The 26,631-nt window shown below is 41.7% G+C and carries 34 protein-coding genes and 1 tRNA gene; 12 read left to right on the top strand and 23 right to left on the bottom strand.

Annotation, left to right across the window (positions count from 1 at the left end; genetic code table 11):
• The first annotated feature begins 36 nt into the window (after positions 1-36).
• On the top strand, positions 37-540 hold the full coding sequence (locus FIS9605_RS0103580; protein WP_026731355.1) for a DNA-processing protein DprA: 504 nt from the start codon (positions 37-39) through the stop codon (positions 538-540).
• Positions 541-642: 102 nt separating this feature from the next.
• Here FIS9605_RS0103580 and FIS9605_RS46000 read toward each other — a convergent pair whose 3' ends face one another.
• A complete protein-coding gene (locus FIS9605_RS46000) occupies positions 643-774 on the bottom strand; it encodes a hypothetical protein (protein WP_269321007.1) in 132 nt (43 codons plus the stop codon).
• Here FIS9605_RS46000 and FIS9605_RS0103570 point away from each other — a divergent pair.
• A complete protein-coding gene (locus tag FIS9605_RS0103570; RefSeq protein ID WP_026731354.1) occupies positions 773-1,201 on the top strand; it encodes an MAPEG family protein in 429 nt (142 codons plus the stop codon). The two genes, FIS9605_RS46000 and FIS9605_RS0103570, sit on opposite strands and share 2 nt — an antisense overlap.
• 145 nt (positions 1,202-1,346) lie before the next feature.
• A complete protein-coding gene (locus FIS9605_RS0103565; RefSeq protein ID WP_026731353.1) occupies positions 1,347-1,838 on the top strand; it encodes a YajQ family cyclic di-GMP-binding protein in 492 nt (163 codons plus the stop codon).
• A 122-nt stretch (positions 1,839-1,960) separates the two neighbouring features.
• Here FIS9605_RS0103565 and FIS9605_RS0103560 read toward each other — a convergent pair whose 3' ends face one another.
• Together FIS9605_RS0103560 and FIS9605_RS0103555 are read right to left on the bottom strand one after the other, a co-directional pair.
• On the bottom strand, positions 1,961-2,518 hold the full coding sequence (locus FIS9605_RS0103560) for a glutathione S-transferase family protein (protein ID WP_026731352.1): 558 nt from the start codon (positions 2,516-2,518) through the stop codon (positions 1,961-1,963).
• 87 nt (positions 2,519-2,605) lie between these two features.
• Positions 2,606-3,070, bottom strand: coding sequence for a hypothetical protein (locus tag FIS9605_RS0103555; protein ID WP_026731351.1), 465 nt, complete (start codon positions 3,068-3,070; stop codon positions 2,606-2,608).
• A 332-nt stretch (positions 3,071-3,402) separates the two neighbouring features.
• Here FIS9605_RS0103555 and FIS9605_RS0103550 point away from each other — a divergent pair, with 332 nt between their 5' ends.
• Complete coding sequence (locus tag FIS9605_RS0103550; protein WP_026731350.1) at positions 3,403-4,119, top strand: tetratricopeptide repeat protein; 717 nt, start codon at positions 3,403-3,405, stop codon at positions 4,117-4,119.
• A gap of 220 nt (positions 4,120-4,339) precedes the next feature.
• On the opposite strand, the gene FIS9605_RS0103545 is transcribed toward FIS9605_RS0103550, so the two are convergent.
• Together FIS9605_RS0103545 and psaM are read right to left on the bottom strand one after the other, a co-directional pair.
• Positions 4,340-4,750, bottom strand: coding sequence for a hypothetical protein (locus FIS9605_RS0103545; RefSeq protein WP_026731349.1), 411 nt, complete (start codon positions 4,748-4,750; stop codon positions 4,340-4,342).
• 257 nt (positions 4,751-5,007) lie between these two features.
• The gene (gene psaM, locus FIS9605_RS0103540; RefSeq protein WP_026731348.1) at positions 5,008-5,103 is read right to left on the bottom strand and encodes a photosystem I reaction center subunit XII; all 96 of its coding nucleotides are present in this window, start codon (positions 5,101-5,103) and stop codon (positions 5,008-5,010) included.
• Between the two features lie 216 nt (positions 5,104-5,319).
• Between psaM and FIS9605_RS0103530 the strand changes: the two genes are divergently transcribed.
• Positions 5,320-6,576, top strand: a complete 1,257-nt coding sequence (locus FIS9605_RS0103530; RefSeq protein WP_026731347.1) for an FGGY-family carbohydrate kinase — start codon at positions 5,320-5,322, stop codon at positions 6,574-6,576.
• A 156-nt stretch (positions 6,577-6,732) separates the two neighbouring features.
• Positions 6,733-7,305, top strand: coding sequence for a DUF3455 domain-containing protein (locus tag FIS9605_RS36165; RefSeq protein WP_035139620.1), 573 nt, complete (start codon positions 6,733-6,735; stop codon positions 7,303-7,305).
• Between the two features lie 144 nt (positions 7,306-7,449).
• Here FIS9605_RS36165 and srmL read toward each other — a convergent pair whose 3' ends face one another.
• The 6 genes from srmL to FIS9605_RS0103500 all read right to left on the bottom strand — a co-directional run bounded on the left by srmL (position 7,450) and on the right by FIS9605_RS0103500 (position 12,485).
• Entirely contained in the window at positions 7,450-8,460 is a 1,011-nt protein-coding gene (srmL, locus tag FIS9605_RS0103520; protein ID WP_026731346.1) for a PheS-related mystery ligase SrmL, read from the bottom strand.
• A gap of 497 nt (positions 8,461-8,957) precedes the next feature.
• Complete coding sequence (locus FIS9605_RS0103515) at positions 8,958-9,707, bottom strand: sterol desaturase family protein (RefSeq protein WP_026731345.1); 750 nt, start codon at positions 9,705-9,707, stop codon at positions 8,958-8,960.
• Between the two features lie 57 nt (positions 9,708-9,764).
• On the bottom strand, positions 9,765-9,980 hold the full coding sequence (locus FIS9605_RS42355; protein ID WP_155960350.1) for a hypothetical protein: 216 nt from the start codon (positions 9,978-9,980) through the stop codon (positions 9,765-9,767).
• Positions 9,981-10,008: 28 nt separating this feature from the next.
• Positions 10,009-10,287 (bottom strand): hypothetical protein, encoded by a 279-nt coding sequence (locus FIS9605_RS0103510; protein WP_026731344.1) that lies wholly within the window; start codon positions 10,285-10,287, stop codon positions 10,009-10,011.
• A 187-nt stretch (positions 10,288-10,474) separates the two neighbouring features.
• Complete coding sequence (locus FIS9605_RS0103505) at positions 10,475-11,371, bottom strand: ABC transporter permease (RefSeq protein WP_026731343.1); 897 nt, start codon at positions 11,369-11,371, stop codon at positions 10,475-10,477.
• 94 nt (positions 11,372-11,465) lie between these two features.
• The gene (locus FIS9605_RS0103500; RefSeq protein WP_026731342.1) at positions 11,466-12,485 is read right to left on the bottom strand and encodes a daunorubicin resistance protein DrrA family ABC transporter ATP-binding protein; all 1,020 of its coding nucleotides are present in this window, start codon (positions 12,483-12,485) and stop codon (positions 11,466-11,468) included.
• Between the two features lie 640 nt (positions 12,486-13,125).
• Between FIS9605_RS0103500 and FIS9605_RS0103495 the strand changes: the two genes are divergently transcribed.
• Complete coding sequence (locus FIS9605_RS0103495) at positions 13,126-14,031, top strand: ParA family protein (RefSeq protein WP_026731341.1); 906 nt, start codon at positions 13,126-13,128, stop codon at positions 14,029-14,031.
• Positions 14,032-14,095: 64 nt separating this feature from the next.
• Here the strand turns inward: FIS9605_RS0103495 and FIS9605_RS0103490 are convergent, their stop codons facing one another.
• Entirely contained in the window at positions 14,096-16,243 is a 2,148-nt protein-coding gene (locus FIS9605_RS0103490) for an RtcB family protein (RefSeq protein ID WP_026731340.1), read from the bottom strand.
• Positions 16,244-16,503: 260 nt separating this feature from the next.
• On the opposite strand from FIS9605_RS0103490, the gene FIS9605_RS0103485 reads away from it, so the two are divergent.
• From FIS9605_RS0103485 to FIS9605_RS0103475, 3 genes are all read left to right on the top strand, one after another.
• A complete protein-coding gene (locus FIS9605_RS0103485; protein ID WP_026731339.1) occupies positions 16,504-17,418 on the top strand; it encodes a class I SAM-dependent methyltransferase in 915 nt (304 codons plus the stop codon).
• Entirely contained in the window at positions 17,415-18,167 is a 753-nt protein-coding gene (locus FIS9605_RS0103480; RefSeq protein WP_026731338.1) for an HAD family hydrolase, read from the top strand. The genes FIS9605_RS0103485 and FIS9605_RS0103480 overlap by 4 nt, the downstream gene beginning before the upstream one ends.
• 78 nt (positions 18,168-18,245) lie before the next feature.
• Positions 18,246-18,318, top strand: a tRNA-Ala gene (locus tag FIS9605_RS0103475).
• Between the two features lie 177 nt (positions 18,319-18,495).
• On the opposite strand, the gene FIS9605_RS0103470 is transcribed toward FIS9605_RS0103475, so the two are convergent.
• The 8 genes from FIS9605_RS0103470 to FIS9605_RS0103435 form a co-directional block, all read right to left on the bottom strand.
• A complete protein-coding gene (locus tag FIS9605_RS0103470) occupies positions 18,496-18,789 on the bottom strand; it encodes a hypothetical protein (protein WP_026731337.1) in 294 nt (97 codons plus the stop codon).
• A gap of 1 nt (position 18,790) precedes the next feature.
• Complete coding sequence (locus tag FIS9605_RS0103465; protein ID WP_026731336.1) at positions 18,791-19,288, bottom strand: hypothetical protein; 498 nt, start codon at positions 19,286-19,288, stop codon at positions 18,791-18,793.
• Entirely contained in the window at positions 19,285-19,641 is a 357-nt protein-coding gene (locus tag FIS9605_RS0103460) for a hypothetical protein (RefSeq protein ID WP_026731335.1), read from the bottom strand. The genes FIS9605_RS0103465 and FIS9605_RS0103460 overlap by 4 nt, the downstream gene beginning before the upstream one ends.
• 390 nt (positions 19,642-20,031) lie before the next feature.
• Positions 20,032-20,742, bottom strand: a complete 711-nt coding sequence (locus tag FIS9605_RS36160) for a recombinase family protein (RefSeq protein WP_035139383.1) — start codon at positions 20,740-20,742, stop codon at positions 20,032-20,034.
• 91 nt (positions 20,743-20,833) lie between these two features.
• Positions 20,834-21,139 (bottom strand): hypothetical protein, encoded by a 306-nt coding sequence (locus FIS9605_RS0103450; protein WP_026731334.1) that lies wholly within the window; start codon positions 21,137-21,139, stop codon positions 20,834-20,836.
• A complete protein-coding gene (locus FIS9605_RS42350) occupies positions 21,136-21,303 on the bottom strand; it encodes a hypothetical protein (protein WP_155960349.1) in 168 nt (55 codons plus the stop codon). The genes FIS9605_RS0103450 and FIS9605_RS42350 overlap by 4 nt, the downstream gene beginning before the upstream one ends.
• A 99-nt stretch (positions 21,304-21,402) precedes the next feature.
• Positions 21,403-22,233, bottom strand: a complete 831-nt coding sequence (locus tag FIS9605_RS0103440; RefSeq protein WP_026731333.1) for a hypothetical protein — start codon at positions 22,231-22,233, stop codon at positions 21,403-21,405.
• 49 nt (positions 22,234-22,282) lie between these two features.
• The gene (locus FIS9605_RS0103435) at positions 22,283-22,750 is read right to left on the bottom strand and encodes a hypothetical protein (protein ID WP_026731332.1); all 468 of its coding nucleotides are present in this window, start codon (positions 22,748-22,750) and stop codon (positions 22,283-22,285) included.
• A gap of 188 nt (positions 22,751-22,938) precedes the next feature.
• Here FIS9605_RS0103435 and FIS9605_RS0103430 point away from each other — a divergent pair, with 188 nt between their 5' ends.
• A complete protein-coding gene (locus FIS9605_RS0103430) occupies positions 22,939-23,232 on the top strand; it encodes a hypothetical protein (RefSeq protein WP_026731331.1) in 294 nt (97 codons plus the stop codon).
• A gap of 231 nt (positions 23,233-23,463) precedes the next feature.
• Complete coding sequence (locus FIS9605_RS39705; RefSeq protein WP_026731330.1) at positions 23,464-24,501, top strand: hypothetical protein; 1,038 nt, start codon at positions 23,464-23,466, stop codon at positions 24,499-24,501.
• A gap of 170 nt (positions 24,502-24,671) precedes the next feature.
• Here the strand turns inward: FIS9605_RS39705 and FIS9605_RS0103420 are convergent, their stop codons facing one another.
• The 3 genes from FIS9605_RS0103420 to FIS9605_RS44955 form a co-directional block, all read right to left on the bottom strand.
• On the bottom strand, positions 24,672-25,160 hold the full coding sequence (locus tag FIS9605_RS0103420; RefSeq protein WP_026731329.1) for a hypothetical protein: 489 nt from the start codon (positions 25,158-25,160) through the stop codon (positions 24,672-24,674).
• Positions 25,161-25,255: 95 nt separating this feature from the next.
• Positions 25,256-25,414, bottom strand: a complete 159-nt coding sequence (locus tag FIS9605_RS42345; RefSeq protein ID WP_155960348.1) for a hypothetical protein — start codon at positions 25,412-25,414, stop codon at positions 25,256-25,258.
• Between the two features lie 33 nt (positions 25,415-25,447).
• Positions 25,448-25,618 carry a hypothetical protein gene (locus tag FIS9605_RS44955; protein WP_231510226.1) on the bottom strand — a complete coding sequence of 57 codons (171 nt, stop codon included), beginning with the start codon at positions 25,616-25,618 and terminating at the stop codon, positions 25,448-25,450.
• Positions 25,619-26,631 lie beyond the last annotated feature (1,013 nt).

Below are 26,631 nucleotides of genomic sequence, written 5' to 3'. Positions count from 1 at the left end.
AAATAGCTAGGTTGTTTTATCTGATTCCGTCCATCTTTGAGTCAGTCAATAGACCTTATCAACCTTGATACATTAGCGCAAGAACTGGCGACCATCCAGCAAACGGGTTCTAAACGAATCGCCTTGCTGGGTTCCCGTCATGTACCAATTACACATCAAAATTTGATTGAGATGATGACCTATGCCCTAGTTTTATCGGGCAACCAGATCATCACCTCCGGTGCTACGGGTACAAATTCAGCTGCAATTAAGGGAGCAATGCGGGCCGATCCCAACCTGTTAACTGTGATTCTGCCCCAGAGTCTGGAACGCCAGCCATACGAATCTCGCCAGCAACTAGAACAGGTTATGCATCTGGTGGAAAATCCTAGTAACGATCATATGTCTCTCGCTGAAGCTAGTTACCTGTGCAATAAAGAGATTGTCTCTCGTTGTCAGCAACTGATCTGCTTCGCGTTTCACGACAGTGGTACCCTGCTGCAAACTTGTAAAGAAGCAGAAGAACAAAGAAAAGTGGTAACGCTTTTCTACTTTGATTAGTCATTAGTCATATGCAAGCAGTACATAACTCCATCAGTAACAAGGAGTAGATGTTGTCAGCAGTAAGACAAATGACTATTGAGTAATGACTAGGCATAGACACTACGGACACATTGCGAGTAAGTGAAACTGACCTTGCTGCAATTTTTCCTGGGTTTTTGCAGCTGCTAGTAGGGTAGCTGCTTTGCGACTACGCCAAAACATCAAAAACCCAAGATTGTAACGATTATTCATGTTGATGCAATTATTGCCATTTCCCGTTTCCGTGATTTTTTTATACGCGATCGCTGCTGCGGCTGTACTAATTTACTTGCCATTTTTGGTAGTAAGTTATGCCCGTGCGCGTGTAGGTTATGATATGTCTGCTCCCCGTGCCATGTTTGATAAACTACCACCCTACGCTCAGCGGGCAACATGGGCACACCAGAACTCTTTTGAAACATTTATGGTATTCGCCACCGCAGCCTTGATGGCATACCTCACCAACGTGGATTCTACAATAGCGGTAGGAGCAGCTATCGTCTTTGTCATAGCGCGATCGCTGTATTCAATTTTTTATATTTTAAATATCCCTCTTTTGCGATCTCTCATGTTTGGTATTGGCTCTTTTAGCACTGCTACTCTTTTTGTCCTAAGCATAATCAAAGCAAATAATAGTTAATGGTTAGTGGTTAGTGGTTAGTGGTGAGCGATCAATAATCAATAACTAAATTAATAACAACTGACAAGCAACTACTACCTACTAACTACTAACTACTAACTACTACCTACTAACCACCAACCAATAACTACAAACTACTTTACCTATGGCTTCTACATATTCTTTTGACGTTGTTAGCGATTTTGATAGACAAGAATTAGTTAACGCTGTTGACCAAACTGCGCGAGAAATAAAAAGCCGTTACGACCTCAAGGATACTCAAACTACAGTAGAGTTAGGTGAACAAAGTATTGTCATTAGCACCGATAGTGAGTTCACTTTAGAGTCTGTACATAATGTACTGCGGGAAAAAGCCGCTAAGCGCAATCTCTCGCAGAAAATTTTTGATTTTGGCAAAGTTGAATCAGCCAGTGGGAACCGCGTTCGCCAAGAAATCAAACTAAAAAAAGGCATCAATCAGGAACAAGCCAAGCAAATTTCCAAATTAATTCGTGATGAATTCAAAAAGGTGCAAGCTTCTATTCAAGGAGACGCAGTGCGTGTGAGTGCTAAAAACAAAGATGACTTGCAAGCTGTTATCCAACGCTTAAAGCAAGAAGACTTTCCTGTTGCTTTGCAATTTACAAATTATCGATAAATTTGGTTAGTGGTTAGTGGTTAGTGGTTAGTAGTAAAAACTCATAAATAACTACTATCTACTATCTACTAACTACTAACTACTATCTACTATCTACTAACTACTAACTACTATCTATTACATTAACTACGAGAACCGATGGAAGCCTTAAATGCTGGACGCTCAGACAAGCGTTTGCAATAAGTAAATATACCTGGATAGGGGCTAAAGTCTAGCTTTAGCATGATCGTAATATAAGCTAGGACAGATCCTACCGCCACGTCGGCAACAGTAAATGTGCCGCCCAACAAGAATTGTTGACGTTGAAGAATTTCATTTAGGGGAGTCATTAACCGTGGCATTTCTCGCTCGCGGCTGGCTTCCACAAATATACCTGGAGCTAGGGTGGAATTGGCAAATAACACCCACTGAGCGATTTTTGCACGTTCTTCTAAAGAGTGCTCAAGCTTACCATATTTCTCATCAAGATAAAGCAAAATTGCCCCTGATTCCCAAAGTTGGAAATCGCCATCAACGATCGCCGGAACTTTCCCCATAGGGTTAATCGCCAGGTATGCAGGTTGGCGGTGTTCACCAGCTTGCATATCGAGCATGACAAATTCGTAAGGAATTCCCAATTCTTCTAAATACCATTGAACAATTGAAGCGCGACTACGAGCGCCACCGTAAAGTTTCAACATAATATTTTGGTTGGTGGTTGGTGGTTAGTAGTTAGTAGTTAGTGGTTAGTGGTTAGTGGTTAACGATTCCCCTTTCCCTATTCCCTACTACAAAACTTTATGTGTATGGGGATGCTGTTTGATGTTGTCTTCTTTAGAGACAACCCGTGCGGCATTCAGTACGCGTTTGCGTTCGGTAGAATATTTAAAATCTTTATAGGTAGTGCCCAAAGGAATTAGAGATTTTGCGGTTTCACTACGCTTGTAGGTGCGTGCTGCTGCAATAGTGCGTTGCATAAATTCATCACTAAATTGAGCCGTCTCGGGAAAGTCAGCGGGTTTTTGCAGTGTTTCACCGCTGAGTACTGTTCCCAATGTTGTTGCACAAGCCAACCTATAGGAAGTGGGAATTCCTTTGACGAGGGCTTCCAATGCGGCTGAGGGAATCGGTTCTATAACTTCGACTTGATGAACTTCTCCGTCTTCTTTGATGAAGCAGGTTGCTAAACCGATGACGATGTAATCATCGGTGGTAATGTCGGGCGCATTGGGATAGGAAGCTGCTGTTGTCATAAGAATTTCTTTTCAAAACTATAGACTCTACTAAATAAAGTCTGAATTGCTTGTTGGCATTCTATCAAGTTGTTGCTCCTACTACTTGACTAGTCTACTAGATTGATATTTGCTGTTTCTGGAATTAAACCTTGGGATGAAGTATCCACTATTAAGCTTAAGGATCAATTGGGTATGAGGAATATTCACACCTGTAAGGTGGGTAATATTCAAACAGGATGCTTGCACCTGAGTACTCATAGACACCTTAGCAAGTGACACAGGGGCAGAACCACAAGCACGCCGAAAACTATAAGTTGATTTCACAGAGCAAGCAGCTCAGGCAGGAAGATATGAACAGCCACTCATTTTTAGCATCTGGTGAACAGCAAAATCACAGATATACAAACGTGTTAAAAACTACCGAACTCTCTCAACAGCGAAAGGCTAACGGTAGCGGCGAATCTGCTTTCGGTGACGGCTACTTACGCTCTTGTGCTTTAAGATCGGCCCAACAAGGAGAGTATACTGAGGCGATCGCGCTCTTGAGTCAACTAATTAACCGTCATCCCCACAATGCGATTGATTACAACAACCGGGGACTGATTTATTTTGAATGCGGTGAAACTCAAAAAGCTTTTTGCGATTACAACACAGCTTTGCAACTAAATCCTAAATTGGCTAGTGCTTATAACAATCGAGCAAATTACTTCGCCGCTCGTGGGGAATTAGTAGCAGCGATCGCAGACTATGACCAAGCGCTAGATTTGAATCCTAGTTATGTGCGGGCATGGTTGAACAGAGGTATTACTTTGCGTGACTTGGGGCAATACGAAGAGGCTATTGATAATTTTGAGGTGGCGTTACTTTTCGGTCAGCTAGAAGGTCATATTTTTGCTGAACGAGGCAGAACCTTTCATCTTTGGGGCGACTGGAATTGTGCGATCGCTGATTATCGTCGTGCCTTGAGTTTACTACCTTCTTCAGACACCAAAAGGAAAGAACCAGGACAGCGCTTGCATTTACAAGTTGAAAACTGGATCGACGAGTTGATGTCTTCTAGCCATTAAAATTGGTAGTTTGAGCCTAAATTTAGGCTGATTAAATACGCATTTTAATCGCTAATAGCTAATAGATGATAACTACACAGATCCGAAAAACTGAGCGGTTGGCTATTAACTATTAGCTGTTAGCTATTTTTTGATATACTACGTGTTAATACGCAGTCAGCAGGAAAGAAATCTAAACTATTCTAAATCTCTAAACTAGAACTTTACCTACAAATTTCATTTAAGGTGAAAATTCTGCTTGTTCAATTTCTTCTGGTTCCTGATTCATCAATACGACTTGACGCTGCCTTGGGTCAAATCGATATCCTTGTTCTTGCATAATACTTTTAGTTTGGCGCGGATCAAAGTTGCGGCTAAATTCTGCCTGCAAACTATTCACCCGTTCTTCCATCTGCTTGACTTCAGTGCGGATTTCTCGCAACTTGTCTTGCTGTGACCAGTGATAAGGCAAAAGCTGTACAAGAGCAGATAGTGCCGCTGCTGAAATCACAACGTTAACCCCTATCTTTGCCGTTGTTTCCAGCGCCATCACCTGGTAAGAACGCTGACGTAGATGCCGTTTTGGTCGAGGAGCAACTCGGCGTCTTTGTATTGGTTCTAGCGGGGGTCTGGTTGGTTGAATCGCATTCATAAGTAATTATTAAGAACCTCGCTGATTTAATTGACGCACCGTAAACAATACTCCTGGGCTGTTTACGGTTTTATTTAGCTGTCATATTACTTCATTTTTCGGAAATTGCTACACGTGTGCAGCTAGTTAAAAATAAACCTAGCATACGTAAGTGTTTGCACGCAAACACATAACGGTATAAAGCCGTTAGTCTTCGGCAACTGCACCCCGTATTGCCAGGTTTATTGGCTTTATAAATGCGTCATCACGCCAATAATTTATTTGTAAAGTTCTGTTGCCAACCGCCAAGCTAGAAAGCCTGGAAGCAGAGCTACAACAAGAGCAATGTAGACTTGAGTATCAGATATAGTCATGGATTAAAACCTCCTAATCCAAAAGATTTTGATCAGTTCGTTTACTACTTTTCCCTGTTTTGCCTTGATAGGGGAATAGCTTGTTACAAGATGCAACAAATGGATTAGTGGTTGGTTGTTGGTTGTTGGTTGTTGGTTGTTGTAGAGACGTGCCATGGCACGTCTCTACATTGGTTAGTGGTTAGTGGTCAAGAGTTTAAAAAAAATTATAGAACTATGTGTTTTTATCTGGGTATAGACTTTGGGACTTCTGGTGCGAGGGGTGTGGTGATTGACGAAGCAGAGAGTATCTTACAAGAGGTGCGGCATCCCTTTAAAGTTTCTACTAATGCTGACTTGGTCAGTTGCTGGCATACGGCTTTATTTAGCCTTCTAGAGCAAATATCTAGAGAATTGCGGCGAGAAATTAGAGCGATCGCTATTAATGGCACTTCCTCGACTGTGTTGCTGTGTGATGCGGCTGGTCATCCTGTGGATGTGCCTTTGCTGTACAACGATGGGCGAGGTGTGGTCATGCTGGATAGGTTGAGGAATGTAGCACCGCCCAATCACACTGTATTAAGTGCAACTTCTAGCCTTGCCAAGCTTCTGTGGATGTCGCAATTGCCATCTTTTCGAGAAGCTAGGTATTTTCTGCATCAGGCAGACTGGCTAGCTTTTCTGCTGCATGGTCAATTGGGTATTAGCGATTACCACAATGCTTTAAAACTGGGTTATGACGTAGAAGCATTTAAATACCCAAAATGGCTGGATAAGCTACAAATTTCAATTCATTTACCGAAAATATTAACTCCTGGTCATCCTATCAGTGAATTACACCCTGAAATTGTCACTCATTACAATTTCCCGTCTGATTGCTTGGTGTGTGCTGGCACTACAGATAGTATCGCGGCATTTCTCGCCAGTGCTGCGAAGTTGCCTGGGGAAGCAGTAACTTCTCTTGGTTCTACGCTAGTGCTGAAGCTTTTGAGTCGTATTCGTGTGGAAGATTCCAGGTACGGAATTTACAGCCATCGTTTGGGAAACTTATGGCTAACTGGCGGTGCTTCCAATACTGGCGGTGCTGTGCTGCGACAATTTTTCACTAATGCTGAGTTAGAAAACTATAGCCGGGAAATTGACGCTAGTAAAGAAAGTGGGTTAGATTATTATCCTTTGTTGAAGCCGGGCGATCGCTTTCCGATTAACGACCCAAATTTACCGCCGCGACTGGAACCACACCCAGAGAACCCCGTGGAATTTCTGCATGGGTTATTGGAAAGTATTGCCCGTATAGAAGCGCGAGGATATGAGTTGTTACAGGAATTGGGGGCAGATCGGTTAAGTCGAGTTTATACAGCTGGTGGTGGTGCAGCAAACGACACATGGACGGCAATTAGAGGGCGTTATTTGCAAGTTCCTGTGATGCGTCCTGTAAATACGGAGGCGGCATACGGGACGGCGTTGTTGGCGATGCGAGGCGTGAGGGAATAAACTGCACTAGGCGCAGAGATATCAGAACGTCAACGAAAGTTATAGAGAATTTAACTATTTCGTTAGGGTGAGTTCAAGACCTTTTTCAGATGTTTGTCTTTGTTCAAACTCCTACAATTCAGGAGTGATGAGGTCATGTTGAACACAAAAATTTATATGAACAAACTTTCTTTACTGAATATTAGCCTAGTTGCTCTGGTTTTTGGGTTGAATGCAGGCAATACCCATGCCCAAACTACACCTACAAGTTCACCAGATGTGCCCAACAACTTGCAAGTTCCGCAAGACCAAAATCCTATTTTCAAAGCACTTGCTAAAGGTTCACAAATATATGTTTGTAAGGCAAAGGCAGATAATCCTAACTCCTTCGAGTGGACGCTCAAAGGCCCCGATGCAGTGCTGTTGAATGAGCAGGGACAAAAGATAGGTAAGCATTACCTCGGGCCTAGTTGGGAGTCGAACGACGGTAGTAAAGTTATAGGTAAAGTTAAAACTCAGGCAGATGCACCACAAGCCAGTGCAATTCCTTGGTTATTATTGCAAGTGCGATCGCATGAAGGCGATGGTATTTTCAGCCAAGTGAATTGGATACAGCGTCTAAATACGGTTGGTGGTAAAGCACCTACTCAAGGTTGCGATCGCGTCAACGCAAACGGTGAAGTTCGCATTGCTTATCAAGCGGATTACTACTTCTGGGGCGGTGTTGCAAAGAACAAGGGCGGAGACTAGCTACTTTCTTGTGAAAACATTCCTATTCTAGTATTCCACCACACTAATTTTGATAGGTTTGTAGTGAGGGCTTTAGCCCTCATTTAAGCAGCAAGCGTGCTTACTACAAACTTCCTTAGCCTGTCATCATCTTTGTGGCAAACTCTAGGAACCTTGATGAATCCTCTGGTAAACCAAATCCCGGAGGATATTGGCTTTTTGATTGGGAATTGATGCAACAAGGCTCCGCAGAGTCATCCGCACTAGCAGATTTTTCTGATTCGGTTGGATACCCAAACGTTGAATTGCCTGTGGGGGAAGTTGGTGATGGTAAGTTTCCCTAAGTATATCTACTGAGTCCAAAAGTTCAGCGTCATCGCCCAACACTTCTATTATTTGTTCGCAGATATCTTCTAATTCCGTATCAAGCCCGGTGACAATTGACATATCCCGGTTGATACTAGGTTGATTGGAGATTTTGCGGTAAGGCTCCAAATTTGTCATTTGGAAAGCAATACCGGGATGACTACTTCGTAATAAGCGAATATCATCTATCCCTTTTACTAACATCGCCAAACGATCTAGTCCCCAACCAGATGCTAAACCGTAATAACCAGGTTGTAACAAACCGGGATGAGCTTCCCCACATTCTCCCACCTCCACCCATTTGCCATCAACTAAAACCTCAATTTCTAAACCGTTGCGGGTGTAAGGGTGTGAGGTTTCATTCAAGCGGTAGGATACGCCTGGAAGCACTGCATGGAGAATAGTTTCGATGAATTTAACTGTAGAGACGCGACATGTCGCGTCTCTAACAATTAACCAAACGTCCATTTGATGGGGTTCGCCCACATGACGTTTATCCACCACATCTCGGCGATAACAGATACCGGGGTGGAGGATGAGTTGTTCTCCCCTAATATGAGGGAGTAACTCTGGCATAATTACGGTGGTGTGAGTTCTGAGTAGTTTACCCTCGCTAAGGTAGCGGGTGTATTTTGGGGAACGCGACAAACTATCTGAAGGGAAATAAAGTTTGTCGAAGTTGTTAGCAACCGTAGTGATGGGTGAAGAACGCCAAATTGTTGGTTCTGGATATCCAGACTTGTACAAAGCCTCAGCAATTTTGTAGACGATGAGATTGATAGCGTGAATGCCATTTGCCGGGTTCGTCAAGTCCGGTTTTAGAAGTCCAGGTGGTTCATTTTTTACCTCTCTAGCTCAAATTTGTAATACGAGGGTAGCACTCACTAAAGGATAATGACATCACTCTAGTTAGTGATTTGTAACTACAATCCTCCTGTTGTCAATTCCGGTATAAAAAACCTTAGTACAGCTTTGCGTAAAATCGTAGCTTTTTTAAACGCAGAGAGAAGTTTGTAGACGCGCTAGCGGCTTCTCGCAGAGTAGGGCTTCTCGCAGAGTTAAAAGCTTCGGTGGGCACGCAGAGTCAGCGCACCAGGTAGCAGAGTCTTTTCATAAATAATTTCGCTACGAATTAATGAAACGCTGTACTTAGTACTTTGCCACACAAAGTATGCTGGGTTTGTAGTAAGGGCTAGCCCTTAAAGTAGCTCTTAAAGAGGGCTAAAGCCCACCCTGCGGGAAGCCGCTCTTGGGAGCGTCTACACTACGAACCTCGCATCACCCAGATCGTACGTAAGTCTCAATTCCTAAACGTGGAACTCATTCTCATAATTAGGGTCTTGAGTACCGAGCAGCTTGTCCCAGAACGTGAAGTACAATCCGTAGTGCACCGTGTATTTATGATGATGTATCGAGTGATGCGTCGGGCCGATGAACCACCTTCCGAGCCAGTAGCTCTTAAATGACGAGGGAAATAGCTTGAATCCAAGATGATTCAACACTGCCCATACCGTCATCGTTATGAGTACGGCAACCAAAGTGATGAAATGAAGCGGGACGATGAAGACTACACCTACAAAAAAGAGCGCCTGTGTGATCGCCTCTGGTGGATCGAAGGCGAAGGAACTCCACGGTGTTGGATCTCCCGAACGGTGATGTCCATAATGCATCCACCTGAAAAATAAGGGGCGGTGAAACATCCGATGGATAAAGTAAAAGTACGTATCCTGAAGTATGAGCACCGCTACAAAGCTCACTCCTAAATACCACAGACCATACTCGCGCAGATCGGTGTACAACAGCGTGACTCCCAAATCGTACTCTGAGATGATAAACGCTGCACTAAGTGCAAAAACCACCGCCGAGAGGATCGATAATTCGATATCCCTGCGAATTGATCGGCCCAGCGGAGGCTTAAGACGCAAACTCCGATTGGCAAGGGATTTCCCTAGAATTGAATAGAAGAGCAAGTACGCTCCCCCAGCGATAAGAAAGTATCGGGCAAAAATAACCCCGAAGAAGACGAACCAATAGTACAAAAATGAGTAGGCTGTCAATTCAAAGTTTCCTCTTTGGAGTCAGATGCTCACACGCCACCTGAGAGAACTAATTAGCTATTTTCTAATCTTGATGAGCGCGATCGCCCTGTTTGCTACCTCATCCAAATTCCCATCCAACCGCAACAACTGGACTCTGCCTTTAGGCTGATTTCCGCCTTCCGCCGAAGGCAGCGATACCTGGAGGCTGCACAGAATAATATTATTCTGTGTACGCTCTTTTTTATCCCTCGGCAAACAAGCAGAAGATTTAGTACTTATTTGAGCGCTCAAGCACTCACTACACACTAAATAGTAAGTTCTAAGATGATTGCAAATTCTCAGTAGCAGGAGAAATCATCGCACCAGTGGGTGGGGATGGAGAGTCTAGCTGAGCTTGTTCTGGTGTTTCGATAGTTGCCTCAGTTACACTGGTTACATCACTGAAATATGTGCCAAACAGCTTATCGTAGTTGGATGCAACAGCTAAAAAAGCCCCACCCAAAATATAAATAGGTAGCGGCAGTTGTAATTCTTGTATCCAGTCAAACAACTGTGCTAGAGCAAATAGCACTACAAAGCAAGCTAGCCAAACTCTCATATTCACACCCGCTGAATTTAAATCACTCTACCAATTCTAAGGCAGAAGGCTGGAGGTAAGAGACTCAGTTACACACTTTGTGTCTTAGTGCCTTTGTGGTTAAAAAAATCTTAAACCACCAAGACACTAAGACACAAAGAGAAAACGGGTTTTCATGCGTTTTGGTGTACGCAGTTTTCACATCTACTTACGAAAGAGTCTGCCGCAGTCGGGGTTGAATAATCAGCAAAGCTAAAAGAGCAAATCCCAGCAATACCAGAATGGCGCTGCCAAAGGTAACGTCACCCCAAAATGCGTGCATCACCACACTATTTAAGCTCCAATCTTTGTGCAGATAAAGATAGCGAATTGGTTCAATAGCGTAGCTGAGAGGATTGAGAGTAGCTACAATCTGCAACCACTTGGGCATAAAAGATAAGGGAGCCAAAGCAGTGCTGGCAAATAACAGCGGTAGGTTAGTAACAAAAATTACTGCAATCAGTTCAATGTGTCCGGGCAGCGCAAAAGCCAACCCCAAGCTGAGGGCAGTTACACCCAAAGCAAGCAGGAAGACAATTAGAGCTATAGCACCCAAACCAGCAGCATCTGGCACTCCTGCACCTAAAAACGCTGCTGCTGCTACAATCACAGCTGCTTGCAGCAAGCTTTGGCTGATGATAAAGATTGCGGAAGCCAGTACAATCGAGTACCGCGATGCTAGGGGAGCCACCAGCAACCGATTCAAAAAGCCAAATTCACGGTCAAACATTACTGGTAAACCGGCATTGAGCGCTCCAGCAAAGGCAGTAAAAACAATAATACCGGCACCCAGAAATTGTGCGTAATTTGTCGTATTGCCAAAAATGCCTTTGGGTGCATTCTGAAATAAAGCGCCAAACAGTACCAACCACATTACAGGCTGAATAATTCCAGCTAGCAAGGTGGAAGGACGTCGCTGCAATTGAATAAACAAGCGACGTGTCAACGCCAAAGTTTCTTGAACTAGCTCACCGACAAAATTAGGAGCATTATCAGTGTAAGCTTGCGGCGCAGCTACTTGCTGCCAGTTAATCTCTGATTTGGGAGGTATGACAGTACCACTCATATCAATTTTGGATTTTGGATTGGGAATTGTTAGTGGTTAGTAGTTAGTAGTTAGTGGTTAGTAGTTAGTTGTTCTACTAACCACTAACTACCATCTATCTCATATTTTGCTTTTTCTCTGCTTTTGGATCGCGAGTATCCAATGCTGCTAGTTCTGCATCCATGAGCGTGCGTCCCGTGGCTGCGAGGTAGACATCATCTAAACTGGGACGAGATTGAGCAATGCCAAATACTGGCAGCCCAGCATGATTGAGCGCTTGCTGGATGGTAATCAATACATCATTCTGTGGTGTTACCACCAAGTTGAGAGAATTACCCTGAGCGTTGTTGATAATTACTTCTTGTACAAATGGCAGAGGTGTGAGTAAATCTTTTGCTTTTTCTGCTTCTTCATTTGGTGTAAATTCACGGATACGCAGAGTAACGCGATCACCCCCAACTTTATCTTTTAATTCGGAAGGCGTTCCAGCCGCAATGACTACACCCCGATCGATGATTGCGACTCGATCTGCCAAGGCGTCAATTTCTTCTAAATAATGGCTGGTAATTAGTACGGTGGTTCCAGCTTCCCGCAATTTCCGCAGGAATTCCCAGACAATAAAACGGCTTTCAATGTCAAGTCCTACCGTTGGCTCATCCAAAACCAATACATCTGGTGCGTGTAGTAACCCAGCTGCCAAGTCTAAACGTTTGCGTAAACCGCCAGAGTAAGTTCCAGTCTTTTTATCGGCGTATTCCTGCAAACCGAGTAAACTCAGCACCGTGTCCACGCGCTGTTTTGTTACTGCTGTCGGTAAGTGATAAAGTGCCGCTTGCAGTTGTAGCAGTTCGCGTCCAGTCAGGACTTTATCTAAAGCTACTTCTTGGGCGACATAACCAAGTCTTTTTCTCGCTGCTCTGGGATTATCTACAACTGAAATGCCAGAGACTTCTATTTTACCAGCGTCTGGTGTAGTGAGAGTACATAAAGCTCGTAAGGTAGTAGTTTTACCCGCTCCGTTGGGGCCAAGTAAACCAAAAATTTCTCCTGGTTCTACCTGAAAGGAAACATCCTTAACGGCTTCAACCGAACCGTAGCGTTTTTTTAGGTTTTCAATTAAAACGGCGGGAGCCATAACAGGTTATCCCTAAGTAACTATACAAATCTCAACAATGTCTATCCCTATTGTAGTTGAGTAGTGTTGAGTGAGGTGGGCGATCGCGTGGGTATGACTCCTTTATTTTATAAGTTGGTTATATTCTGTCGCTCGTCCTTTTCCTCAATCATATCGACAGCAGTAGGGACTTGTTCTAATACAGCAGATTTCAACTTAATAAAGTATATAAATATCCCAAAAAGAGCGATCGCGCACTCTTCCCTTTACCAGGGGTACTTCATCTAGATGTCAAGCGCTGTAAGTCTTCGGGTAATTTAGTTTTAGCTAAAGTCACCATTGGGAAGAGTGAGTTTTTGCGATCGCTCCTTTTGGGATAAAAACAAACAGCTGCCGCTTACTTATTAGATCAAAGTAATTTACTTTACCAACATGCTCCTTAATTACATCGCTGACAAAGTTTATTCGCAACAAATATCCAAGTTCCCTCTGTCTACTAAATACACCCTTCACTGTTATAATTCTGACTGCTCAAGCGAGAAAATATCGTCAGCACCAATTTTTTAAGAATTGGAAAATCTTAAATCTACCAAAAGTTTTCACTTGCTAACCAGACGTTTGCGCTACCTAGATGAGAATACGTCATCAGAGGACTTAACCAATGGGATATGTAATTGCAACTGCAAATATGAAAGGTGGCGTCGGTAAAACGACACTCAGCGTCAATATAGCCACTTGTTTAGCGAAAGAACATGGCAAGCGGGTGCTTGTTCTTGATTTAGACACGCAAATTAGTGCAACACTCAGTATGATGTCGCCTGTGGAGTTTGCCAAACGTAGAAAATACAGAAAGACGTTTAGGTATCTAATCGACCAAATTATCACTCCAGAGGCAAAAGCAAAACATACCATTCAAGAAGTAATTCAACCTGGGGTTTGTAATCTGCAAGGATTAGATTTAATACCAGGAGATATTGACCTTTATGATGAATTTGTCGTTTCAGCGATGCTGCATGAACAAGCAGTGACGTTGGGTGAAAAAGACTTTGAAACAATTTGGAATCGCTTTGAAAGAGTCTTACTGGGTAAAGTTTTAGAACCAGTTCGCCAAGATTACGATTTTATTATCTTAGACTGTGCACCAGGTTATAATCTTTTGACTCGTAGCGCTTTAGCAACTAGTAATTTCTACATACTTCCTGCTAAACCAGAGCCTTTATCTGTAGTGGGTATTCAGTTGCTAGAAAGACGCATTGCCCAATTAAAAGAAAGTCACGAACATGAAGTAAAGATTGATATTCAGATGTTGGGAATAGTGTTTACAATGTCTAATGCTAACTTGTTAACTGGCAGATACTACAAACAAGTTATGCAACGAGTTCATCAAGATTTTGGGGAAGAAAAAATTTGTCATACACAAATACCAATTGATGTGAATGTTGCCAAGGCTGTTGATAGTTTTATGCCTGTTGTTTTAAGCAATCCCCAATCATCAGGATCAAAAGCATTCTCTCAGTTAACCCAAGAGTTAGTACAAAAACTTAAAATGTACACTAGTGTCGGCTAGTACAAATAAAGCCCCATTGAGTGCAGTGGGGCAACTAATTACACACAGATGCACAGAGATGAATTTACCCCTTCACGCACACAACTTGTTTGAGTGTGGCTACAACTTCGACCAAATCAAACTGATTTTCCATGACTTGATCTATTGGTTTATAAGCACCGGGAATTTCATCTAAAACGCCAGCATCTTTGCGGCATTCCACACCTTTTGTTTGTTCGATCAAATCATCCAGGGTGTAGACACCTTTTGCTTTATTTCTTGATAGCAAGCGTCCGGCACCATGAGAGCAAGAACAGAAGCTGTGGACATCACCTTTACCCTTAACTATGTAAGATTTTGCTCCCATTGAACCAGGGATAATGCCATAATCTTCTGCTTGGGCGCGAACTGCACCTTTGCGAGTGACGTAAACTTCTTCATCAAAATGTACTTCCTTTTCGGCGTAATTGTGATGGCAATTCACCTCTAATAAAGGTTTTGTCGCTTTCCCACCTGCTAGATGTTTTTCGATAATGCGCTTAAATCGCGCCATCATCACATCGCGGTTGAAACGTGCATAATTCTGTGCCCATTGCAAATCATGCCAATATGCTTGAAATTCCAGTGTGCCAGCAACAAAATGTGCTAAATCTGGATCGGGTAATTTATTACCTGCCATTTTTGCTAATTCTTTAGCTGTATTTATGTGGCACTGTGCTAGCTTGTTGCCGATATTGCGGGAACCAGAATGCAACATCAGCCAAACTTGGTTCTCTGTATCGAGGCAAACCTCAATAAAATGATTACCTCCCCCGAGAGAACCCATTTGTCGCATAGCTTTGCCTTGCAAATCTTGTACCCCTGAATGCAAGTCTTGGAAATTTCGCCAGCTTTGCCAGTTGGTTACAGTTTTTTCAATGTCTTTATTTTCATTGAAACCAGTAGGAATTGCTGCTTCTATATCCTGACGAATTTTTTTGAGTTTGCCTTCTAGTTGTTCACCCTGAAATGGTGTTTTAATGGCACACATCCCGCAGTTGTGAACAAATACGCCAGCTGTCAGAGCAAAATTATGGTACTCAGGTACTGTTAAACAGTAAACATCCTCTGTGTAATCTAGAGGAATTACTGCTACAACTTTGCGATCGCACTGGTGTTCTTTTCGTCTGTGGTTGTGCAGTCCAATTGGAGTTTTGACTTCTGCACCACAGATGTCACAAGTGTAAAACTTGTTCGCTATCTCCTTGGATTTCGCTCTGCCTTTCTCACTTTGATTGTAAGCTACCAAGTATTGCTTACCACGCGAACCATTACCAGCAACTGCTTGTCTAAAATGTTCTGGCTGGTGTTGCATGTACTGAAGGATATTCTTAGTTCCTCGTTCAGCATAATACTGGTATCCTTCTGGAGTTTGGGCTTTTTTGGCAAGTGCAGCAACTCGCTTTTGTTCAAACTCTTGAGATTGCCAGTGTTGGTTGCGTTCAACTAAATTACGATGATAGGTAGAATGATCCCTATTACCCATGAACTCCAGGTTCTCTGGTCGATTATCAGACTCATTGAAATTTCGGTGATGAATTATCGTTCTTTGCTCTTTAAATTTAGGAACCTGTCCAAGTAGTCCCGATCTAGCAACAATCCAGTATGCTTTTTGCCATCTGCTGGAGTAGGGTTGAGAAATTAAAGTATAACCATCCTTATCTACTTTTGAATAGAAAGGCATTAGGGAAGTCCCTGGTTGAAGATATTGTGCTTGCTGATAATTTCCATCTCGCAGCATAAATTGATGATCCCCAGTGCAAGTAATTTCTTTACCGTTATCCAAAATCACTTTTACAAGAGAAGCATTCCGTCTAGTTTGCTTAGCAGTCGCTTTAGCAGCTACAATTCTTCCTGTTGGGGTGCAAGCATAGACAATAAACTCTTCATTTCTTTGTGCTAGATCTCTAATTGGATAAGATTTTCCATCAATTAATGGAACGAGAGTATCCCCTACAAAACAACCAATATCTACACCGACAGCCGCAGGAATAATCGCTTCTTTAGTTGCAATTACAGAACCAACTAAAGCACCTTTGCCTAAGTGAACATCTGGCATCAGTGCTACATGTTTAAATACAAATGGCAATGACGCTACATTTTTAGCCATCTTGGTTTCTTCTGAATCCAAGGGATGATTGGCCCAAGATAAAACAGGGGACGGTGTGGAAATTTTTAATTTTTCGTAAGGCATAATTTGATTTAATTTTGTTAGTAGTTAGTAGTTAGTAGTTAGTGGTTGTTTGGAAATAACAACCACTAACTACTAACTATTTTTTTTCAGAGGAATTACTACCTCTGAGAGGTAGTAATTGTTATACTACATTTGTAGTATTATAAATAATCAATGTCAACCCTATCCTGATACGAGGCAAATATAATTTGCAGAAAATATATTACAATTTGTAAATAAACTAACTGTAGTTTTAACAGTGCATCGAGTCCGAAAATTATATGGCAGTTCGTCAAGATACTATCTGGGAGCGTTTTCTATCACCTGTAGTACGTTTTTTCATTAATGAAGAGGAACTACAGCGTTATGCTAAGAGCGTAGATTGGGAGAAAGAGAGCGATCGCTTTCGACGCGCTGATGTTACAATCCCTACCTACTACAGCAGCCAAAACTTCCACGGAATTAACGGTGGATATCTTAACTCTGGTGCGGCAGTGACTTACGATGCTGTTACCCAATACGTTTTACCACCAAATGAAACTTGGGTACGTCAAGCTTTAATTGATGCGATCAAAGTCGTGCCCCGACGCATAATCGACTTGGGCTGCGGTACAGGTTCGACAACTTTAATGCTCAAGCAGGCTTTTCCGGAAGCTGAAGTCATCGGCTTAGATTTATCGCCCTATATGTTGGTAAGGGCCGATCATAAAGCCCAAAATGCTGGTTTGGATATACACTGGCGACATGGTAATGCGGAAAACACTACTTTGGCTAGTGATTCTTTTGACCTAGTTACAGCTACTTTGTTATTTCACGAAACACCCCCAGCAGTATCTGAGGCAATTCTGCGAGAAGCTTTTCGGTTGTTGCGAATTGGCGGGCAAGTATTAATTCTGGATGGTAATCAAAAGACTCTACGTCAGTTAGAATGGCTCAATGATGTATTTGAGGAGCCGTATATTCGTGAGTATGCAGCTGGCAGTGTGGATGCATGGATGGGTGCAGCAGGCTTTGCAGCAGTACAAACCCAGGATGTGTGGTGGACTAATCAGGTGACAAGCGGCATAAAACCCATTACAGCAGCAGGAACTGCTCAAACACAGGTACGCCAGTACACTCCGACATCGACAGATAGCATACTAGACGATAACGACTTGCAGGGCTTTCCCTCCCCAGCTTTTGATACAACGGCATGACTTTAAAGGCAGTTCTGTTTGACTTTAATGGCGTCATCATTAATGATGAGTCCATCCACGAGCGACTAATCGAGCAAATTCTGCTTGAGGAAAATCTTACCCTCAAACCAGGAGAGTATAAACAAGTTTGTTTGGGACGCAGCGATCGCGCCTGTTTGCAGGATATACTAAATAGTCGCGGTCGTATTGTTAGCGAACAGTATTTAACTCAGTTGTTGAAAAAGAAGGCAGAACTATATGCGTTGGAATTAGAGAAACTGGAAAAACTGCCTTTGTATCCTGGTTTAGATGACTTGATATTTCAGGTGCGATCGCGAAGCGTCTGTGCAAGAGATTCGCGCAATTTAAATCTAGCGCTAGTGAGTGGTGCTATCCGCAAAGAAATAGAACTAGTTCTTAATCGTGCCAAACTGGCTGAATACTTTCCAGTTATTGTAGCTGGAGACGATATCACCACCAGTAAACCAGAACCTGATGGCTATTTATTAGCTGTAGAACGCCTCAACCAAGCATATCCCGAGTTGAATCTGCAACCAAGTGAATGTCTAGCGATTGAAGATACCCCAGCTGGTATCCAAGCAGCAAAACGTGCTGGTATGCAAGTTGTGGGTGTAGCGAATACTTACCCATTTCATATGCTTCAGCGTTTAGCAAACTGGACTGTAGATTATTTAACTGACTTAGAACTAGAACGGGTGCAGGAAGTGTATTTGCAAAAACAGTGCCAACCCACAGCAGGTGAATGCTAACATAGGGAATTGTTAGTAGTTAGTAGTTAGTAATTAGTGGTAAACAACTAACTACTAACTACTAACCAATAACTATTTGGGGAATTAGCTCAGCTGGTAGAGCGCTGCGATCGCACCGCAGAGGTCAGGGGTTCGAGTCTCCTATTCTCCATTACCCTAACGTACGGCAAATAGGCTTTTTACGTTAATTCCTAAATAATAGATACAGCCACAGGCTGAATAATTCTCTAGTATACGTACCCCTGTGGTTTAGTACAGAGAATTAATAAAATTTAACCACGCAGATGCACTAGGTGCATCCACAATGCATGGGATGCATCCACAGCCATCAAATCTCCTCGTAGCTACATTCATCTGCATTCCCCAGCCCAAGGAAATCTCGAATTGTAGGGAATCTCCGTTTAAGCTGGCATTTCAGTTGTTTAACCTCATACTCAAGATTACTCGTCTCCTCAGATGACCAACGAAGTTGTGTCTCTGCTTTCTCCAGCTTTCCCTGTAAAACACGAATCTGAGAATCCTTTTGATAGAGTGCCCAGTGAGTAGGTAGTGTTTTCCAGAGAGTGAAACACACAGCAGTAGAACACACTACCCAGACTATGCGGTAGAGGGTACGAAACATATTAGGACATGCCGTAGTACTCTTTGAGTGCGGATATTTTCTCGATGAATGGGTATACCGTCGATAACTCCTGCCATTGCTGTTGACGAAAGGATTTAGATTCTTCCTGCCTCCGTTTATATGCCGTATCCATGCCACGGTAGTAGGCTTCAATCAGTTCATCTTCCACAGCAGCGCCGAGAGCTTCAGAGATTTGAATTTCTGTGTATCCCTGCCTAATCAATTCAATAAAAATAGGGTGTACCCGGACATTAGAAACACCCCTTAATTGCTGCACAGCAGATGATAATTCCAGCCCACCTTGAGATACTTGACCATTATTAGAAGTGGGTTCTAGGGCTTTCTGGATGTCGCTATTTGAATGATTGAAATACTGGTCAAGGGTAGAAATATGTTCATCTGAAAGCTCAGAAGCCACTTTATGCCCTTGTTGGTAAAGGTACTCTCTAATATCAGATGGCTGTTTTCCAACTTTAGCCGCGTAGTCCTCTAATTTCATGCGCTTACCCTCATATTTTGTGTTGTTTCAATGAATCGTTTGTAAGAAAATTTCTCCCTAAAAGCAGCGTCATATTTTAGAGATGATTCTACATGCGCCCTGGATGTCTTTATGCCAGCTAGTATCAGTTGAATTAAAACCCAACACTGATATCTATCCATCCCTCTATTTGTGATTACTTTCTCATCCAGCACAGGATAATGTTGTGCAAAATCTTCCAAATTGCAAAAAGCTAGGCGCGCAAAAGTAAATGTGTGTTGTCTGCTTACCCCTACTTTTCTAGAAAAATCCTCTTTGCTGGTTATCTCATCAAAATCATCTAAACTCACAGACATTAATTTCTGAACGTCCACCACATATTTTCCTTATATTCTTTATACGACGTCGATGATTATAACTCAACTCTAATATATACGTGGGATATCAATAAAACATCTTAGACTTATGCTATACATTCTATAGATGGAGTTTGTACGACATTAACGAAAATAGGGTGTAAGGAAGATGTCAAAGATGAGAGCGCATGAGATTGTAGAAAAAACAAACCCTCACACATTACCAGCATTATCTTTAAGATTTATGGGAAGTACTGAGTAGGCATAGACTGCATTAACCAATTTCATCAAGAGTAGGTCAAGCAGGTAAAATAGAAGGAACTCAGTTAATTATTAACCTTGAACCTATATAAGAAAACACCCTAAGTGCCGAGAGGTTACTAGGGTATTTATTTTGAGGATTATTCTCTAAACAGCCAGCTTTAGTTTATGCAATTCAATGACGTTCCAGACAGTGCCTGCCGACCATTTCTTGCCCCTAATAGTTTTCAAATTCTGTCTGTTCAGTTTATCAGCAATAGATTGTAAGGTATGTCCTGCCTCATACTGTTCTAAAATCCACAGAAGGATAGAATATTGTTCATTTGGGACTAGTTTATGTCCCTTTCTTTTGTAACCAAAGGGTGTAGCCCCAATATGATCGCCACGAGATTTTTTGACTTGTAATGCTTCTTGTGTACGTTCTGTTATTAAATTCCTTTCTAACTCCGCTGTGGCAGCTAGCATCGTCAACAGGAATTTACCAATAGCTGATTTAGTATTAATGCTGGTTCCTTGTTGGTCAACCAAATGCATCGCAATGCCGGACTTATTAAATGTTTCACATGTGGTTAATGCATCAGTAGTATTTCTGAACAACCTATCTAGCTTCAGAGCAATGATATTTGATGATTTACCTGTAACAAGTAAATCTAATGCCCTTTTACCTCCAGGACGTTTACTCAAAGGAATTCCAGCCGAAACACCATCATCTTTGATTACTTCGATTACTTCGAGTCCTGCAAATTGAGCATATGCGGTGCATTTTTGTAGCTGAACTTCCAGCCCTAAGCCGGAATTCTTCTGTTCAATCGTGCTGACCCGAATGTAAACAATACAATTAGTACTAGCGTCAAACATAATATGCGATCCCTTTCTGATTCACTAGTTATGCCCCCAGCTTTGATAGATATAGGCTGGGGGTTTTCTCTACCAAACACCTACTAAGAACCTATGCAATACCGCGTAGATTAACGTCCCTAGAATCATCCCTATCAAAAGCATGTCCATCTTCCTGCCACTCCCAAACTCGTGATTGTCTACCTTCTTCTGCTAGTAAATCCAGGATTAGTCCTACTTTCATCAATGCTTGGTCAAAGAAATTTTCAGATGGTGATGTTATCTCGGTTAAGTAGTGATATGTGGCTGGGTGTTCATCCTTGAAAAGTTCAAGTTGTTCATAAATTCTTTCTAAAAATTCTCGAACCTCGCGCATAGTATGACCATCTGCTTGTAATGATTCTCTTAGAGATCTCATTGTCTTGCCTCCAGCTTTGCCATTAAGTAACCACGAACCAAATCAAGGTTTAGCTTGCCATCTGCACCTATGCATTTATTGACAACTTCTTTCCAAGAAATTTGGCAGCAGATAGCAATTATTAACAAATCCTTTTCGTCGAACAATAGAAATAAATTTTTCATATCACCACCCCGCTAATTTTGCGGGTGAGTTTATACTCATCAGATGAAAACTCCTCACTACCACCGCCGCACATAGTGCAGCCACAACTCCGCCTATGGCTACATATCAATTTCGATTAACTTGGCGTTAATAACATCAATAACCTCATGCAATTTATTTAGGTATTGCAGTGGGTATTGGTGATACTCAGAACCCAATTTCTCAAGCTTTTCAGGACTTAAAATTGTATGAAACTCATTAAGAGCGTTTTCATAGTATTTCAGTTCATAAAGGAGAAATGATTCTGTTACGTCATCTTCTTTCACCATGTGAATAATAATGTCTACACTATCAATCCAAGGTTGAAAGAGTTCTCGTGATTTTTGCAAGAAAACCTCAAATTCTGCTTTCTCCTTAGCCTTCAACTTGTCAATGTAGGAATCGTAGTGACCCCTTACCACTTCTGTAAATTCAGTTTTAGAAAGTCCAAGCTCATTAGTGAATTTTGCTAAGTCTATCAGCTCCTCATCAGTGGGACTATGAAAATCACCATCTAAGCCATGGGGGAACATTAATGCTGTGGCTCTTTTTTCTAGCAATGCCCGACTTAGAAAGTAAGAATTAATCTCTTCCATCGCTTTTTCTTTTGATGCTCCTGTTCCCATGACATGAAGCAATAAACCGTCGAAGAATTCCTCAAGCTCCTTGGATTCTTCTTCCGTAAGAGGCTCACTCTCTATATCCTCAACCGGAATGTTTTCTGTATTGAATTGTATTTCAAGCTTAGAACGTTCATCAGGCATGGTGTCTATTAAAACTTGGTATTTTTCGTTTGTTAGAAATAGACCACCGCCGTGTGTTATGAAGTAGTCTTGACCTTTTACCATACCAAGAAAATTTAGGAAGTCAGTCAAAAACTCTTCTGAGTTATTATCAAATTGTTCATTCATAGTATTGTCCAAAGGTTATTAACAATAACCCCCCTCACACCACACTTAGTTACTGCTGGATATAAATATTGATGCCCTTCTCTGTTGCCTGATACAGCCGATGTTTTTTCTTCAAGCATCCTTCAACTACTGAGATGTACCCAGCATCTAACATCCCAAAGGTTAGATTGCTAGAATGAAAATCCTCTAATTCAGGTCTATGTGTACGTCTCCAAGCATCAATTTGCAATGATGTTGCCATTCCTAATGCAACTAGGGCTTGGATAATGACACCGCGTCTAATATCTCTCACAGAGGCTGTGAGTACATGTCTTTTCTTTTGAGGGGTAGAGGGATAGTCGCCTATAACCTCTATTCCTTTATCAATTTCATCATCTTCAAAGACTAAAACGGGGTTAGTCACTTTTGTCTCAGCTTCTGGTAGCCGTTTAATAGCACCATTCTGTTGCTCAAGCTGTAAGAACAATTCAAAACGTTCAAACCGCTCAAGCTGTTTAGCGAACTCTTCTTTATTCATAATTTTTAACAGATGCCTAAATGCTTATTTTTCGTAGGTTTCAGCTTGCTATGTTTCGGTAATATTCTCGGAAACTTGGGCTTTTATCCCTACTGCACACATTATAGCATGACATTACAGTTTGTATGTACATACATTCTGTAGTGTACAATTGATGTAGAAATTGTAGGAATGTAATTAAAGGACAAATGAGTGAACCAAAAGTACAAGCTACATTTAGATTTCCACCGGAATTGCTTGATACGGTGAAGCGACGTGCTAAGCAAGAAGGAATATCTGCAACTGATTTACTGGTTGCAGCCCTAACAGAATATCTGGGCGATGTAGAACAACCGCAGAGTCAGCTAATTAAAGAGCTACAGTGCCAGGTTGTGGAGTTAAAGGAAGAGGTTAACAACCTAAAAAAGCAGTGGGTATCATGGGAGGATACTGGGCAGACGTTAATCGGCAATATCAAAGTGGAGTTACCAATAGCTTCTTAGCTCAGAGATTAAATACATCAGTCCGTGAATTAGCTGCAAGGAGAGAAGACCCTGATTTTAAATTATGGGCTGGTATAAGAGATCCTCTAAGGCTTTTATGGGAGTACTCACCAGAGAAAAAAAAGTACTTCTGCGTTGGTATTCTTATTAATCACAGTCGTGTTAAAGATATACTCAATGAATTACTCAATGAATCTAAATACATAAACATACCATTTATTGTTTCAAATTATGAAAACACAAATCAAAACAAAGAATGATGAGGCTGTAAAACCAAAAAGAATTGAAGTTTATCTTCCAGAGGATTGTGAATCTATTGAAGAGTTTGTTACTCCCAAAAATAAGTCGATAGAATCTATCAATGCCTACAGCTTTGTACCCACATACCTTGACCAACCAATCGTTCAAGGTTCCCCAGAGTGGTTTGATTATGAGGCAAAGATGATTGCTAGTGCGGCTCAAGAACTTAAAGATAGGATAGATAGATTTGTTATCTTGCTGGAAGACAGAAAAGCCACTACACCTAATTGGAGTGAGTGGGTATCCAATAACCTTCAATTTGATGCAGATGGTGTGCTAAGAACGTTTAAAGGACTACTTAATATACCTTCCCAGCCGGATACCATTACTGTTGAGTCCAAAACAGAATTTGAAGAACAACTTCAAACTGATGTTTTGTCACCCACGGGAGACAAATCTGAAGAATCGACCTCTGAACTTACAGAATTAAATAAGCCAGATGATAACTTAGTTAATCATGTGGCTTGGGGTAAAGTGGATGACAAAATAAATAATCCAGAGAATTCACAACAGATACACCTCATGCATCCACAAAAAGAAAGGAGAAGACATTCTAGTAAAGATTTACTATATCCGGGTTATCAAGTCGGTAAGTTAACATTACTGGAGTATGTCGGGAAGAGACTCTGGAATTGCAAGTGTGAATGTGGAAATATAAGTCAACATCGTACCGACCATCTCAAAAAAAGTAGAGTAAAAAGCTGTGGTTGTTCTAATGCAAGTGCAGAGAAGTTAATCAGTTATGACGGGAAGACACTTAATATCAGACAATGGGCAAAGGAAATAGGAATCACTCAAGCTGCACTTTCACGAAGATTACAACAAGGGTGGTCAGTTGAGGAAGCTCTAGAAACACCACCTAATTATCCTCGTGGTAATCGTAAAACACAAGAATGTATCCAATCATGCCTTGTAAAATATCCCGTTGTAGAATTGACTCCTAGAGCTAACTTAGACGATATTTTATAATTTGTTACAGTCCGGAATTCCGGACAGTGATAAGAAAAAAGGAGCATATTAGTGGTTGCGCTCTGTGCAACTATGTCCCTCTTTCTTTTATTTGCCTATAAAATTTATGCCATTACCCACAGTAATGTGGTTGCGCTCTGCGCTACTGTCTGACGCCATCACCACCAAAATTAAACTACTGAACCAAAATTAGATTCTGGGTTAGTTGCAACAACTACTGTCATCAATCCCTCAATAGTTGAATCACTGTTGTTTGTAATAGTAAATCGGGGGAATATTGCCGTACCATCTGTATGTAGGTTAACAGAGGTGTTAGGTGTAGCAGTACCAAAAACAGCAGGTGTACCAGTATCAGCACCAGCTTCACTCACAGTTCCAGAAGCGTTTACACCATATACAGCGGCAAGAGTACCACCATTATATTTGGTAGCTTCATAGTCGTAGATCGCATAATCAAAACGTATGAATACAGCACATTCAGTTGGTGGGATTAGTCTCTGTCCGGAGATACCATCAATGAACATTTCGGAATCAGTTACGTTTGCTGTACCGCTACCAAAATACCGATATTGGGATTTATATTGATTGCGATTAAAGAAGAGTATAGCCTTATTTTGTAGGGCTAAGGTATCTTGAATAGTTACTACTGGTTGAGCCATATATTTACTCCAAAATTCGTCTTACTGCTCGCCTCTGCTGGTCACTCATTTGTGGTTCTACTTCCTGATGTGGACGCATAGGTGGTGAATTATTTTTAAAAAGATTTTGCTGTTAATCTTTTCTCTTGTTCTTCGTCCAAAAGCTGACGATAACCCCAATAATCAATGCCAGATGTTTGTAGTTTATTCGTATCCCAGAGTCTTGTTATTTTAGCGATTTCTCCTTCATAAACAACATCTTCATTGTTTTCCATGTAAACACAGAAAAGCCAGCCATAATTCCTAACCTAAACACTAAACTCACTAACACTCCCAGCCACAGAGCTATGAACATCAACCACAGTAGGATATCTGAGTTTCCAGCTTGTGGATAATCTCTTGATATCAACAAAGTCTCTATCTCTTGGTGGTGGTTGATTGATAGCCCATTTATTATCAATTCTGTCAAATGTGGTCATGTTTTCCCCCAGAAAACATTACTTGGTAGCCATAACTAATACATTAAATCCCTTCTATTTAATTGTTGCAGTTGAGAGTTATATCCACCACGTTCGTAGTTATTCCAAAGTTGGACAGCTTCAGGTAAACTAATTTGTTCTAATGATTTGCCAGCCAAAGCTGCTAATTCTCCAACGATATTTACTCGGCGATGGACTTCATCTCTACTAACACCCCATTGACTTGAGAGATATCGTTCTTTCTGATAAATTTGACTGGCTTCATCACTAGCTTTGGGCTGCTGGTAGTTAGTAGATTGCTGCTGTCGAGACTCTGGAAATAATTTATAGTGTGCGATCGCTGCAATTAGTCCAGCTTCATCGACTAAACCACCATCCACATGCGCGCCAAATTGTCTAGCTGCATTGCCAAACCACTTATGTTGTTCCTCTGTAAATGATTGTTTTACTTGGTCAAGCTCCTCAGCCGTGACGTTTTCTAAATACTCAAGGAATTTAGGGTCTCTCTTTGCTGATTGAATTAACTGGTATGCCGCTCTCTGGTCGTATCCCATCTCTGCTGGAGTTATGACTTCACCAGATAATACCTGAGCCGCTTGGTATTCATCATACCTATTAGGATTCATGCCCAACTCTGCCTTAAGCTGGTGTTTCTCTATGCCTTGCAAGATTGTCCAAGTACGTTCAGAGACTTTNTTGGGGTCATGTATTTGATATTCTCCTGTGGCTGGAAAATAAACGGTACCATCATCAACCACAATAGGTTGAGCATTGAGATATTTGGTATTGGGGTCATCAGAAATTTCACTTCGTATTTCATCTAATCTATCTGCGTACCAAGGTTTTTTTTGACCTTCCAGCCTATCCAATTCACCTTGGGTTACAAAGACACGTTCACCACTATCATCGGTCTTATATGCCCCTCTAGCCGCACCTATAGTAGTGCTGGAAATAGCGGCAGTATTATCTAATTGTTCAGACATTATTTNGTNTTCCTCCACTTCAGCTNCTCT

This window comes from Fischerella sp. PCC 9605, from assembly GCF_000517105.1.
In the GTDB taxonomy this organism is placed as follows: domain Bacteria; phylum Cyanobacteriota; class Cyanobacteriia; order Cyanobacteriales; family Nostocaceae; genus PCC9605.
This window is presented reverse-complemented; position numbering and strand designations above follow the sequence as displayed.